At 57.4% G+C, this 12,445-nt stretch carries 10 protein-coding genes, 1 tRNA gene and 1 pseudogene; 3 read left to right on the top strand and 9 right to left on the bottom strand.

Annotation, left to right across the window (positions count from 1 at the left end):
* Positions 1–496: 496 nt before the first annotated feature.
* The 7 genes and pseudogenes from nusB to OZX64_RS03860 all read right to left on the bottom strand — a co-directional run.
* Positions 497–883: pseudogene (gene nusB / locus OZX64_RS03890) on the bottom strand (transcription antitermination factor NusB); the annotation flags it as partial.
* Positions 884–985: 102 nt separating this feature from the next.
* The gene (efp, locus tag OZX64_RS03885; protein WP_277155995.1) at positions 986–1,552 is read right to left on the bottom strand and encodes an elongation factor P; all 567 of its coding nucleotides are present in this window, start codon (positions 1,550–1,552) and stop codon (positions 986–988) included.
* Between the two features lie 206 nt (positions 1,553–1,758).
* The gene (tuf, locus tag OZX64_RS03880; RefSeq protein ID WP_277147052.1) at positions 1,759–2,961 is read right to left on the bottom strand and encodes an elongation factor Tu; all 1,203 of its coding nucleotides are present in this window, start codon (positions 2,959–2,961) and stop codon (positions 1,759–1,761) included.
* A 169-nt stretch (positions 2,962–3,130) separates the two neighbouring features.
* Positions 3,131–5,260, bottom strand: a complete 2,130-nt coding sequence (gene fusA / locus OZX64_RS03875; protein WP_277147054.1) for an elongation factor G — start codon at positions 5,258–5,260, stop codon at positions 3,131–3,133.
* A 30-nt stretch (positions 5,261–5,290) separates the two neighbouring features.
* Positions 5,291–5,761: a 30S ribosomal protein S7 gene (gene rpsG / locus OZX64_RS03870; protein ID WP_277155996.1), complete on the bottom strand. Its 471-nt coding sequence runs from the start codon at positions 5,759–5,761 to the stop codon at positions 5,291–5,293.
* A 5-nt stretch (positions 5,762–5,766) separates the two neighbouring features.
* Complete coding sequence (gene rpsL / locus OZX64_RS03865) at positions 5,767–6,138, bottom strand: 30S ribosomal protein S12 (RefSeq protein WP_277141808.1); 372 nt, start codon at positions 6,136–6,138, stop codon at positions 5,767–5,769.
* Between the two features lie 447 nt (positions 6,139–6,585).
* Positions 6,586–7,602, bottom strand: a complete 1,017-nt coding sequence (locus OZX64_RS03860) for an adenosine deaminase (RefSeq protein ID WP_277174876.1) — start codon at positions 7,600–7,602, stop codon at positions 6,586–6,588.
* A gap of 169 nt (positions 7,603–7,771) precedes the next feature.
* On the opposite strand from OZX64_RS03860, the gene OZX64_RS03855 reads away from it, so the two are divergent.
* On the top strand, positions 7,772–9,145 hold the full coding sequence (locus OZX64_RS03855; protein WP_277174875.1) for an aldehyde dehydrogenase family protein: 1,374 nt from the start codon (positions 7,772–7,774) through the stop codon (positions 9,143–9,145).
* Positions 9,146–9,308: 163 nt separating this feature from the next.
* Here the strand turns inward: OZX64_RS03855 and OZX64_RS03850 are convergent.
* Both OZX64_RS03850 and OZX64_RS08885 read right to left on the bottom strand, forming a co-directional pair.
* Positions 9,309–9,384: transfer RNA gene (locus tag OZX64_RS03850), tRNA-His, on the bottom strand.
* Positions 9,385–9,446: 62 nt separating this feature from the next.
* Entirely contained in the window at positions 9,447–9,731 is a 285-nt protein-coding gene (locus OZX64_RS08885) for a DUF1684 domain-containing protein (protein WP_348519419.1), read from the bottom strand.
* A gap of 329 nt (positions 9,732–10,060) precedes the next feature.
* On the opposite strand from OZX64_RS08885, the gene OZX64_RS03845 reads away from it, so the two are divergent.
* The gene (locus OZX64_RS03845) at positions 10,061–10,948 is read left to right on the top strand and encodes a formate/nitrite transporter family protein (RefSeq protein WP_277174874.1); all 888 of its coding nucleotides are present in this window, start codon (positions 10,061–10,063) and stop codon (positions 10,946–10,948) included.
* A 439-nt stretch (positions 10,949–11,387) separates the two neighbouring features.
* Positions 11,388–12,413, top strand: coding sequence for an aminotransferase class I/II-fold pyridoxal phosphate-dependent enzyme (locus OZX64_RS03840; protein WP_277174873.1), 1,026 nt, complete (start codon positions 11,388–11,390; stop codon positions 12,411–12,413).
* Positions 12,414–12,445 lie beyond the last annotated feature (32 nt).

Genomic DNA, 12,445 nt, shown 5'->3' with positions numbered 1-12,445 from the left:
GAACTAATCAGACAATTATTGAATTATCATCACCATCGGGTGACAGCGATTGTCCGTCACCATCCGAAGATGGCGGAGTCACTGAATCACTGGATGGTGAGGAATCTGTTGACCCATCACCTGAAACTTGAGGAACCGTGGCAGCCGCAGCTTCATCGGTCTGACCGGATGAAGCAGTATCGCCAACGGCAACAGTAGCCGCCCCGACTTCATCCAGACTTCCAACCTCACTGTCAGTATCGGCGGCATCAGCGGAAATTCCCGCAGTGTCGGAATCCACAGATTCGGCATCGACGGATTCAGCATTCGCCGCTTCTGGCCCGGATTCGGTCTCGAATGGAATGCCATCACCTTTACCGGAAACCCCACGGGACTGAAGGAACCCGGGAGCGGTGGGCGAATTGAGCCGGCGTTCAGCCGCCTCACGTTCCGCCTTCTGCTGGGCTTCAGCTTCATGCGCTGCCTGAATGTCGGCAAGAACCGTATCCTTGTTGTCGCATACAGCGCTCAAGAGGCCATGGATAAACGCGGGAGAATCATCATCGCAAAGGGTCTTCGCCAGCCCCAACGCTTCATCGATGGCCACGCGATCAGGCACGTCATCGTTGAAGAGAATTTCCCAAGCGGCGATCCGCAGAACATTTCTATCGATCACAGCCATGCGCTTGAGCGGCCATTTGGTCGAATGGGATTCGAGTGCACGGTCGATGCCCGTCTGCTCATCGGCGACGCCCCGAACGATTTCGATGGCATAATCCGGCAATGGTGTCTGGGCTCCCGGCTCGGCAATGCGTTCGGCGAGCAGTGACGGAATGTCCTGTCCTTTTTCATCCGCTTCGTAGAGCGTATTCAGCGCCCGTTTACGAGCTGTAGAACGTGCCATATAGTCAGTAGCCTCTCAGTGAAAAATTATGCGAATAAAGGTTTGCGAATACGGCTTTCCGACCTGGCAAGCCGTAGCGCACCAAGTCGGAAAGAAAGAAAATCAGTTGTTCTCACGACCAAGGTAGGAACCGTCGCGGGTATCGACCTTGACCATTTCGCCTTCGCCTACGAAGAGCGGCACCTGAATCTCTGCACCGGTCTCAACGGTGGCAGGCTTGGTGCCGGCGTTCGAACGGTTGCCCTGCACGCCCGGCTCGGTCTCGGTGACCTTGAGCACGACGGATGCTGGCAGCTCGACACTCAGCGGGGTGCCGTCGTGGAAGCTGATGATGCAGTCGGTGCCCTCGAGCAGGTACTTCGCCTGATCGCCGACGAGCTCCTTGGGGATGTTGACCTGATCATAGGTGGTCATATCCATGAAGACGAAGCTGTCACCCTCTTCGTAGGAATACTGCAGCGTACGGTTGTCGACGGTTTCGAACTCCATCTTCATGCCAGCGTTGAAGGTCCTGTCGACGATCTTGCCCGAAAGCACGTTCTTGATGGTGGTACGCACGAAAGCCGGCCCCTTGCCAGGCTTGACGTGCTGGAATTTCGTGACGGTCCAGAGCTGTCCGTCCAGGTTCAATACCGACCCGTTTTTGATGTCATTGCTAGTTTGTGCCACGTCTCGTCACCTTAGTCATTTACTTTTCAAACGATATGCATTCATAAAATGCCTCAGCAATTATGCCACGGCGTATGTACAGTTCGCCAGTCGTCTGTTTCTCTCGGCTTTTGCTTTACCTACTCATACTTTTAAATACAGTTGTGCCCCACACCAAAAGATGTGGGGCACAACCAGTAAGTAAATCTACAACTTACGTTCTAGAACTACTCGATCACCTTGGTGACACGGCCTGAGCCGACGGTGTGGCCACCTTCACGGACTGCGAAGGTCAGGCCCTCTTCCATCGCGACGGGCTGAATCAGCTCGACGGAGAAGGTGGCGTGATCGCCAGGCTGAACCATCTCGACGCCTTCCGGCAGCGTGATGACGCCGGTGACGTCGGTGGTGCGGAAGTAGAACTGCGGACGGTAGTTGGAGAAGAACGGCGAATGACGGCCGCCCTCATCCTTCGTCAAGACGTAAACTTCGCCCTCGAACTTGTGGTGCGGGGTCACGGTGCCGGGCTTGGCCACGACCTGGCCGCGCTCGACGTCGTCACGGTTGATGCCGCGGAGCAGCAGACCAGTGTTGTCGCCAGCCTCGGCCTCGTCCATCTGCTTGTGGAAGGTCTCGATGGAGGTGACGGTGGTGGTCTGGGTCGGACGAATGCCGACGATCTCTGCCGGGGCGTTGACCGGGATGCGGCCACGCTCGACACGGCCGGTCACCACGGTGCCACGGCCGGAGATGGTGAAGACATCTTCGATAGGCATCAGGAACGGCTTGTCCAGATCGTGGACAGGGGTCGGGATGTAATCGTCGACGGCATCCATGAGGTCCTTGACGGTCTGAACCCACTTGTCGTGATCCGGAGCGTCATCGTGCAGAGCGCCGTAGGCGGAGGTGCGGATGACCGGGCAGTCACGATCGAAGCCGTTTTCTTCGAGGAGGTCGCGGACCTCTTCTTCGACGAGCTCGATGAGCTCTTCGTCATCGACCATATCGCACTTGTTGAGCGCGACGAGAATCTTCGGCACGCCTACCTGGCGAGCGAGCAGAACGTGCTCGCGGGTCTGAGCCATCGGGCCATCAGTGGCGGCGACGACGAGGATCGCGCCATCCATCTGAGCGGCGCCGGTGATCATGTTCTTCACGAAATCGGCGTGGCCGGGGCAATCCACGTGAGCATAGTGGCGCTTGGCCGTCTGATACTCGATGTGGGCGATGTTGATGGTGATACCACGCTGCTTCTCTTCAGGAGCCGCGTCGATCTGATCGAAGTCATACTCCGGGTTGAGATCGGGGTACTCTTCGTGCAGCACCTTCGAGATGGCCGCGGTCAGGGTCGTCTTACCGTGATCAACGTGGCCAATGGTGCCAATGTTAACGTGCGGCTTGGTCCGCTCGTACTTTTCCTTTTCTGCCATTACTTGTCCTCCTGGACGTTTCGTAGTTAATCCCGAGCTTTTCGGCATCGAGATACTCGCTACAGTTTACTGGGTTTCTGGGTTACCTGCCACAAAGTGCCCGAACCCAGTCAGCGCTAGAAAATTTTAGCGCCGACTGGAGACAGACACGCCTTGGGCAAAGTATTTTTTATTCGCCGCGCTGGGCCTTGATGATCTCCTCGGAGACCGCCTTCGGCACCTCTGCATACGAATCCATCTGCATGGTGAACATCGCGCGGCCCTGCGTCTTGGAACGCAAATCGCCGATGTAGCCGAACATCTCGCTTAAGGGGACCTTCGCCTCGATGACCTTGACGCCGGTGGCGTCCTTCATCTCCTGGATGTTGCCACGACGGGAGTTGATGTCACCCATCACGTCGCCCATGTACTCCTCAGGCGTACGCACCTCGACGGCCATGATCGGCTCGAGGATGACGGGCTTGGCCTTCGGGGCCGCGGTCTTGAACGCCATGGAACCGGCGATCTTGAACGCGAGCTCGGAGGAATCGACATCGTGGATCTGGCCGTCGGTGACGGTCGCCTTGACGCCGACCACCGGGAACCCGGCGAGCACGCCGGACTCCATGGCTTCCTGCACACCAGCATCGATCGAAGGAATGAATTCCTTGGTGATGTGGCCGCCGGTGACCTCGTTGACGAACTCGTAATCCTTGCCCTCGGCGGGGTCGATCGGCTCGAAGTTCATCAAAACCTTTGCGAACTGGCCGGAACCACCCGTCTGCTTCTTGTGGGTGTATTCCTGGTTCATGACGGCCTTGCGGATGGTCTCGCGGTAGGCGACCTGCGGGTTGCCCACGTTGCACTCCACCTTGAACTCGCGACGCATACGGTCGACGATGATGTCGAGCTGGAGTTCGCCCATGCCGGAAATCAGCGTCTGGCCGCTTTCCTCATCGGTCTTGACCTGGAAGGTCGGGTCCTCATCGGCGAGCTTTGCCAGAGCGATCGACATCTTCTCCTGATCGGCCTTGGTCTTCGGCTCCACGGCGACCTCGATCACCGGGTCCGGGAAGGTCATGGACTCGAGAGAAATCGGAGCGTTGTCGGCGCACAGCGTGTCGCCGGTGGAGACGTTCTTCAGACCTACGAGCGTGTAGATGTTGCCGGCTTCTGCGGCGTCGACGGGGTTCTCCTTGTCGGCGTGCATCTGGAAGATCTTGCCGACGCGTTCCTTCTTGTCCTTCGTGGAATCGAGCACGGTGTCGCCGGGCTTGATGGAGCCGGAATAGACGCGCACGAACACGAGCTTGCCATAGAAGGGGTGGGTCGAGATCTTGAAGACCAGCGCGGCGAACGGATCGTCCATCGTGGGCTTGCGGTCGATCTCCTGGGACTCGTCACCGGGCTTGAAGCCGACGATGGCGGGGACGTCCTCGGGGCTGGGCAGATAGTCGACCACTGCGTCGAGCAGCGGCTGAATGCCCTTGTCCTTGAAGGCGGAACCGCAGAGGACCGGGTAGGCCTTGCGCTCGATGGTGAGCTTGCGGATACCTGCACGGATCTCCTCATCGCTCATCTCGCCGGACTCAAGGTACTTCTCCATCAGGTCGTCATCGGACTCGGCCACCTGGTCGAGAAGTTCCGAACGATACTGCTCGGCCTTGTCCTTGAGGTCATCGGGGATGTCGACGGTGTCGTAGTGGGCACCGAGATCCGTGGTGACGTCCTTCCAGACGTACGCCTTCATACGGATCAGATCGACCATGCCGACGAAGTCGTTCTCGGCACCGATCGGCAGCTGGACGACCAGCGGGGTGGCTCCCAGCTTCTTCTTGATGGTGTCGACGGAATAGTAGAAGTCGGCTCCGAGCTTATCCATCTTGTTGATGAAGCAGATGCGCGGCACGCCGTACTTGTCGGCCTGACGCCACACGGTCTCGCTCTGGGGCTCTACGCCTTCCTTGCCATCGAAGACGGCGACGGCGCCATCGAGCACGCGAAGCGAACGCTCCACCTCGGCTGTGAAGTCCACGTGGCCGGGGGTGTCGATGATGTTGATCTGGAACTTCTTGTCGGCGTCATGGGTCTGACGGTTCCAGAAGCAGGTGGTCGCAGCGGACTGAATGGTGATGCCGCGTTCCTTTTCCTGGGCCATGAAGTCCATGGTCGAGGCGCCTTCGTGCGTCTCGCCGATCTTGTAGTTCTTACCGGTGTAGTACAGAATACGTTCTGTACATGTTGTCTTACCGGCATCGATGTGAGCCATGATGCCGATGTTGCGGACCTCATTGAGGTCGCTGAGCACATCAAGTGCCATAGATTTTCCTTACCTAACTCGTCTCTTCGATTACCAGCGATAGTGGGCGAAGGCCTTGTTGGCCTCGGCCATCTTGTGCGTATCCTCGCGGCGCTTCACCGAAGCACCGAGACCGTTGGAGGCGTCGAGGATCTCGTTGGCGAGACGCTCGGCCATGGTCTTCTCGCGGCGCTTGCGGGAGAAGTCCGTGAGCCAGCGAAGGCTCAGGGCGTTGGCGCGGTTGGGCTTGACCTCGACCGGGACCTGGTAGGTCGCGCCGCCGACACGGCGGGAACGGACCTCGAGGGACGGACGGATGTTGTCGAGCGCGCGCTTCAGCACGGCGACGGGTTCCTGGTCGGTCTTCGCCTTGACCATGTCAAGTGCGGAGTAGACGATGTCCTCGGCGATCGACTTCTTGCCGTCGAGCAGGATCTTGTTGATGAGCTGAGCGACCACGGTCGAACCGTAGATCGGATCAGGGAGCAGCTGGTGCTTCTTGGATGGTCCTTTACGTGACATATCTCTTACTTCGCCTTCTTTGCGCCGTACAGGGAGCGTCCCTGCTTGCGGTCCTTGACACCCTGGGTATCGAGCGCGCCGCGCACGATGTGGTAACGCACACCAGGAAGATCCTTCACACGGCCACCGCGGACGAGCACGATGGAGTGCTCCTGCAGGTTGTGGCCTTCGCCCGGAATGTAGGCGGTAACTTCGATGCCGGAGCTCAGGCGCACACGGGCGACCTTACGCAACGCGGAATTCGGCTTCTTCGGTGTAGTGGTATACACACGGGTGCACACGCCGCGACGCAGCGGGCTGCCCTTCAAGGCCAAAGTCTTGGATTTCTTTGACTTTGCCTTACGTCCTTTACGGACAAGTTGTTCTATAGTAGGCAACTTCAGTTCTCCGATTCGTTAATCATTATTCTTTGCGGAGCCGCCTCGCTGCAGCCCCAATCGACGAATCGAGTGAGACAGCCACAGTCCACCGGCCCGATGGCCCTTCGCTCTCCTGCCGCCGCATTGCTGCGCGCATTCCAACAAGCTCCGGGATATCCCAATGCCCACGCCTGTTACATAAGGCATGCCATTGGCACACACAAGTAGTTAGGATACCATACTCCTGCGGACAAGCAGGTCACGGACGGCTACAGTGATTCGCTTGATCCATCATCCGGCAGAGGTTCGATAGCCTTGAAACAAAAAATGTCACGGGAAAGCTAGACTCAATGCTTTCCCGTGACAATATTTCCAAATAGGGTTTCGGTCTCGATGTCCTCGCTTGTCGGCACAAATCGCCAAGACGAGTCAATCGGTCAGCTCAACTCTACGATGATTCAACACTCAGTGCTGCGCGACATAGTCATCAAGCTGGGCCAAGTACAAGGCCTTTTTCTCATCGCTGATCCACGAAGCCTCGAAGGAGTTGCGGGCGAGTTGCACGACTTGATCCCGGCTGAGCCCGAACTTGTCGGCCAAGGCATAGTAGTTGTCGCTGATATAGCCGCCGAAGTAGGCGGGATCGTCGGAATTGATGCAGATTCTGACACCCTTGCCCAAAAGCTCGACTATTTCCTCGCCCTTCATCTCCGGACGCACGAAGGAGTTGGAAAGCGGGCAGGAGGTCATGCCGATGTGATGGCTGACGGCGAAATCGACCAGATCGGGGTCCTCGACGATGTTGGTGCCGTGGTCGATGCGCTCTACACCCATGATCTCGAGCGCCTGACGAATATGGTCGATGGAGCCGACCTGATCGATGTCGCAATGGGCCGTCAGATGCAGCCCGGCGGCCGCGGCGTCCTCGTATTGACGCGCGAACTTGAGCGGCGGATTGTTGTGCTCGTCGGAATCCAGACCGACGCCCAAGATCCAATCCTTGTACGGCAGGGCCTCAAGCAGGGTCTTGCGGGCGGATTCCTTGGTGAAATCGCGCAGGAAGCACATGATCAGATCGGCGTCGACATCAAGCGCCCGGGCGTCGACGATGGCGCGGTGCAGGCCGTGGATCACCGTCTCGAAAGCGATGCCACGCGAAGTGTGGGCCTGCGGATCGAAGAAGATCTCGACATGGCGCACATGGTTGGCCGCGGCACGCTTGAGGTAGGCGAAAGCGAGGTCATAGAAATCCTGTTCCTGCTGCAGCACGTCCATGGCCGGATAGTAGACCGCGAGGAACGAGGCGAGGTCGTCGTATTGGTAGGTCTTGCGAACCTCCTCGATGGTCGTCTGGCCGATGTCGATATGGTTACGCTTGGCCAATTCAAGCTTCAGTTCGGGTTCCAGCGTTCCTTCGATATGAAGGTGAAGCTCGGCTTTGGGCAGCCCCTGGATAAATTCGCGTGTAACTTCGGTGGTCATTGAACATGCCTTTCCACTACGTTGAACAGCACTGACACCATGAATCTACCACTCTCCCGAGCCAGAAACCTGACATTTGCATGGGTTTTGTGGCACTTGTCGTTCGACGTAGGCGTATAGAGTACATACAAGAATCAGGGCATATATCGCACGCAAGACGAGGCAGCGCATGATGGATAATATGAACGATACCGTGGCCGGACTTCATCAGGTTTTCGCAACCGGGGTGACCCTGCCCATATCTTGGCGGCGGGAACAGCTCGAACGGATGAAACGCATGGTTACGGCGCATCGAAAGGACATCGAACGCGCGGTGTACCTCGATCTGGGCAAACCGGCTGCGGAAACCGCGCTGATGGAAATCAAGCTCGTGCTGGACGAAATACGGTTTGTCGAACCGCGTATCGAACGCTGGAGCAGGCGAAGCCATGTAGCCATGCCACTACTGATGCAACCGGCGAGAAGCTGGACGATAGCAGAGCCCAAAGGCGTGGTGCTGGTGATTTCGCCGTGGAACTATCCGCTGATGTTGAGCCTCGAACCGATGGTCGACGCCATCGCGGCCGGCAACTGCGTGTGCCTCAAACCTTCGGAGCTCTCCCCCAATACCAGCGCATTGCTTCAACGGCTCATCGGCGCATACCTCGACCCGCGGGCGTTTACGGTCGTTCAAGGTGCGGTGCCTGAAACCACCGAATTGCTCAAACAATCGTTCGACCATATCTTCTATACCGGCAACGGCAAGGTCGGAGCGATCGTGATGGAGGCTGCGGCGAAACAGCTTACGCCGGTAACGCTGGAGTTAGGCGGAAAATCCCCCGTGTTCGTGGATGCGAGCGCCAATCTCGACGTCGCGGCCGGCCGCATCGTGTGGGGACGATTCACCAACGCCGGGCAGACCTGCGTGGCGCCTGATTACGTATTGACCACACCGGAGTTGGTGGAACCGTTGGCGCAGAAAATCGCAGGTTTCATCCGGAAGTTCTTTGGTAGCAATCCCGCACAATTCGCAAGTTACGGACGTATCGTCAATACCAGGCAATTCGACAGACTGGTCAAGCTGCTACCGAGCGATAAGAAGACGTTCAGCGGCGGCGAAACCAATCGCGAACATCTTTATATCGCGCCAACCATCCTCACCGACGTCCGACCCGATGACCCGGTGATGCAGGAGGAAATCTTCGGACCGATTCTGCCGATTCTTGCGGTGAACAACGCGAAGGACGCGGTGGCCTTCATCAACGGGCGTCCGAAACCGCTGGCTTTGTATGTCTTCACACGAAGCAAGGCGACCCGACTGCTTTTCGAACGCCATACCAGCTCGGGCGCGCTCGGCTTCAACCTGCCGCTCGGCCATCTGCTTTCCAGCCGATTGCCCTTCGGCGGCATCGGTGCTTCCGGCTTGGGAACCTACCACGGCAAAGCCGGTTTCCTGGAATTCAGCCACATCAAAACCGTGACAAGCAAACCGACATTCCCAGATACGCTGCGTGTTGCCTATCCTCCGTACGGAGTGGCGATTCATAAGCTAATGCGGCTATGAGCAGGCGATGTACATCGACTTGACCTTATAGCCGATAACCATAATCCCTGAGATGCACGTCATCGGCACCGTACGGGTGTGCATGCAATCGTTACTAATCGTTACCGAAGCATTTGAAGCATAAAACTGAAAATCCCCGGAACCTTGCAATTCCGGGGATTGATGGGGTGGCCAACGCGGTTCGAACGCGCGACCTTCTGAACCACAATCAGATGCTCTACCTGCTGAGCTATGGCCACCATCGAAGTGTGAAACCGACAGATTCAAGGAATCAAATCAACATCCGCACAACAGATAAGAACTATACACGACTCTCAAGACCTTGGGCAACCGGCGCGTCGCGGCATCTCCTTGAAACCGCAAATTTCGTCGATTCGGTCATAGATCGGCCTCCGCATCTTGGGTCTTTCCCCGTCGTTACTGCGAACTGGAGCGTGCTGCACTTCGTCGGAATCGGACGGTTGCAATAGACGGATAACGCACAGGGATAGTTGTAGGTGCGGTTGGAATCGAGTACGTCCAGCGAATGATCCTTGTCCTCGTGACGGAATCTGACGAATCCAAACGACAGATAGGACCGCAGCACCGTTTTCACCGCCGAATCGCGGATATCGAACTCGTCGGGCTCGACGCGACGGAAACGGCCGGGATAGCGTCAATTGTTTGTGCGAAACCATGGATGGAAGCAGATGAAAGATTGCCGAACCCCGTCTGTTGTTTCTTACCGTGTTATCTCCACGCGGATATCCGATCGCCCCGCATTCAACAACTTATGTGAGCTTTGTCACAGTAATACTGTGTTCTTTATTACAAAACGCCGGTTTCTCTCTAAATATGCAACAGACAGGACTCATAATGTAATAACAAGCTTTATTTTGAAATCCAACAATCTCAGGCAACAAATGAAGGGAAAATATGGAAAAATTATCTAAATTGAAAACGACCATTTCCGAAGTCGAAGGTACCAAGGACGAGACCAAGCCGCTCTTCCCCGGACGCGCGTTCATCTCGACGGTGCTCGACGCGCTCGACAGCAAGGAGACCATGACCGGCAAGATGATCGGACGCTACATCCAGCGTGCCGCCATGGCCGGTATCCTCGTCGGTGTGTTCTTCGCGGCCTTCTGGGTCATCATGGGAGCGACCGCCAAGGGCGGCCCGGGTCTGGCCGTGGCAGGCAAGGTGATGGCCGGCATCACCTTCGGCTGGGCGCTGGTACTCATCTATTACACCAACTCTGAGCTGTTGACCTCGAATATGATGGTCGTCAGCATCGGCGCCTACCACAAGCGCATCGGCTGGGGCGAATCGCTGAAGCTGCTGGGCCTGTGCCTGCTGGGCAACCTGCTGGGCGCGCTGGTCGTGGCCATTATCCTGCGATTCTCCACCATCATCTCCGGCCCGTCCTTCGACGCGATGCTCGCCGCGGCGACCACCAAGCTCAACTACCTGAACTCCGGATTCGGCGTGGCCGACCTCTTCGTACGCGCGATTTTCTGCAACTTCTGCATCAACATCGCCATGCTCATGGTCTACAACGGCAAACTCACCAACGACTTCACCAAGTGCACGATCATGGTGGTCGCGGTCTTCGTCTTCACCTTCTGCGGCTTCGAGCACTCCGTGGCCGACTCTGCGATGTTCCTCATTCTCGGCATGCACGGCGTGATCAACGCATGGAAGGCAATCCTGGTCATCATCGTGGCCATTCTCGGCAACATCGTGGGCGGCGGCATCCTCATCGGCCTGAACTTCGCGACGATGAACGACGAACGCGGCATCACCGCAAACGCCAAGAAATAAAAGCGAACGGATAATCGGCTCGTCCTTGCAAAACCGCTCAGATGACGCATCTTGAGAGGCCAAGGCCATCCGCATTCACCAATCCCCTCCGAACTGCATCGGAGGGGATTATTCGTTGCAGGACCCAGGCGGCGCCCCACAGGTTGTTGCGCCAGACCGGCTTCCGTATTCTCAGGTTGGTTGACGTTCAAACCCCCTACACAACGCGAACTTACGGCAACATCATCTTCCGATACATTCGGCCTGCACGTCCATTCGCAAAAGGTGATCAAACACAACGACCTGCGCCTCCCGGCAACAGGCTTGATCGTGTCGACGCGCCGCTTGCCTAAAGCCAGATTATCTCCGGAACACCATTGTTTTCGACACGACTTCATGATTCGATGCCACATCGGATTAGAATCGACACCATACCAGCGGATCATGAAAGTAGAACAACATGCTGAATTTCATCAACGATTACTGCGAAGGCGCCCATCCTGCAATTCTGAAGCGGATGGAAGAAACGAATATGGAACAGCTGCCGGGCTACGGTTCCGACAAATACTGTGAATCGGCCAAGGCAAAAATCCGCGAGGCCTGCGGCTGCCCGGACGCCGATGTGTGGTTCCTCGTCGGCGGCACGCAGACCAACCAGACCGTCATCGACACCATCACCCCGGCCTACGCCGGTGTCGTCGCAGCAACCAATGGGCACGTCAATGTTCACGAAGCCGGAGCCGTGGAGTCGACCGGTCACAAAGTGCTCACGCTACCGAGCCACGAAGGCAAGATCGAGGCGGCCGACCTCGAGCAGTACTGCAAGGATTTCTACGCCGACGGCAACTACACCCACATGGTCTTCCCCGGCTGCGTCTACGTCTCGCACCCCAGCGAATACGGCACGATGTACACCAAAGCCGAGCTTGAGGCCATCGCCGAGGTCGCGCACCGCTACGACATGCCGCTCTTCCTCGACGGCGCACGTCTGGGCTACGGTCTGACCGCCGAGGGCACCGACCTGACACTCGAGGATATCGCACGCATCACCGACGTGTTCTACATCGGCGGCACCAAGGTCGGAGCGCTGTTCGGCGAGGCCGTGGTCTTTACCAAGCGCAACACGCCCAAGCACTTCCTCACGCAGATCAAGCAGCACGGTGCGCTTCTGGCCAAGGGCTGGCTGCTCGGTCTGCAGTTCGATACGCTGTTCACCGATGACCTCTATACGAAAATCGCGCGCAACGCCAATGACAAGGCCGCACAAATCCGAACGGCACTCAAGGCCAAGGGCTACCAGCTAGCCTACGAGAACCCGACCAACCAGATCTTCATCGTCATGGACCGGGCCACCATCGACCGGCTCAAGCAGAACGTCAACATGGACTTCCTCGAAAAGTACGATGACACCCATTCGGTGATGCGCATCTGCACGAGCTGGGCCACCACCCAGGAGCACACCGACCAGCTCATTGCACTGCTGTAGCGTCGCCGTTCCTATGGTTCGTGATTTCCATT

The organism is Bifidobacterium sp. ESL0704 (genome assembly GCF_029392075.1).
GTDB lineage: Bacteria > Actinomycetota > Actinomycetes > Actinomycetales > Bifidobacteriaceae > Bifidobacterium.
The sequence above is the reverse complement of the archived record's forward strand: the minus strand, read 5'-3'. Positions and strand labels throughout refer to the sequence as shown.

Bases quoted from the DNA above. Each gene is read 5' to 3' on its own strand.
- tuf (WP_277147052.1), bottom strand. From the start codon at position 2,961: ATGGCAGAAAAGGAAAAGTACGAGCGGACCAAGCCGCACGTTAACATT.
- fusA (WP_277147054.1), bottom strand. From the start codon at position 5,260: ATGGCACTTGATGTGCTCAGCGACCTCAATGAGGTCCGCAACATCGGC.
- rpsG (WP_277155996.1), bottom strand. From the start codon at position 5,761: ATGTCACGTAAAGGACCATCCAAGAAGCACCAGCTGCTCCCTGATCCG.
- OZX64_RS03860 (WP_277174876.1), bottom strand. From the start codon at position 7,602: ATGACCACCGAAGTTACACGCGAATTTATCCAGGGGCTGCCCAAAGCC.
- OZX64_RS03855 (WP_277174875.1), top strand. From the start codon at position 7,772: ATGATGGATAATATGAACGATACCGTGGCCGGACTTCATCAGGTTTTC.
- OZX64_RS03845 (WP_277174874.1), top strand. From the start codon at position 10,061: ATGGAAAAATTATCTAAATTGAAAACGACCATTTCCGAAGTCGAAGGT.
- OZX64_RS03840 (WP_277174873.1), top strand. From the start codon at position 11,388: ATGCTGAATTTCATCAACGATTACTGCGAAGGCGCCCATCCTGCAATT.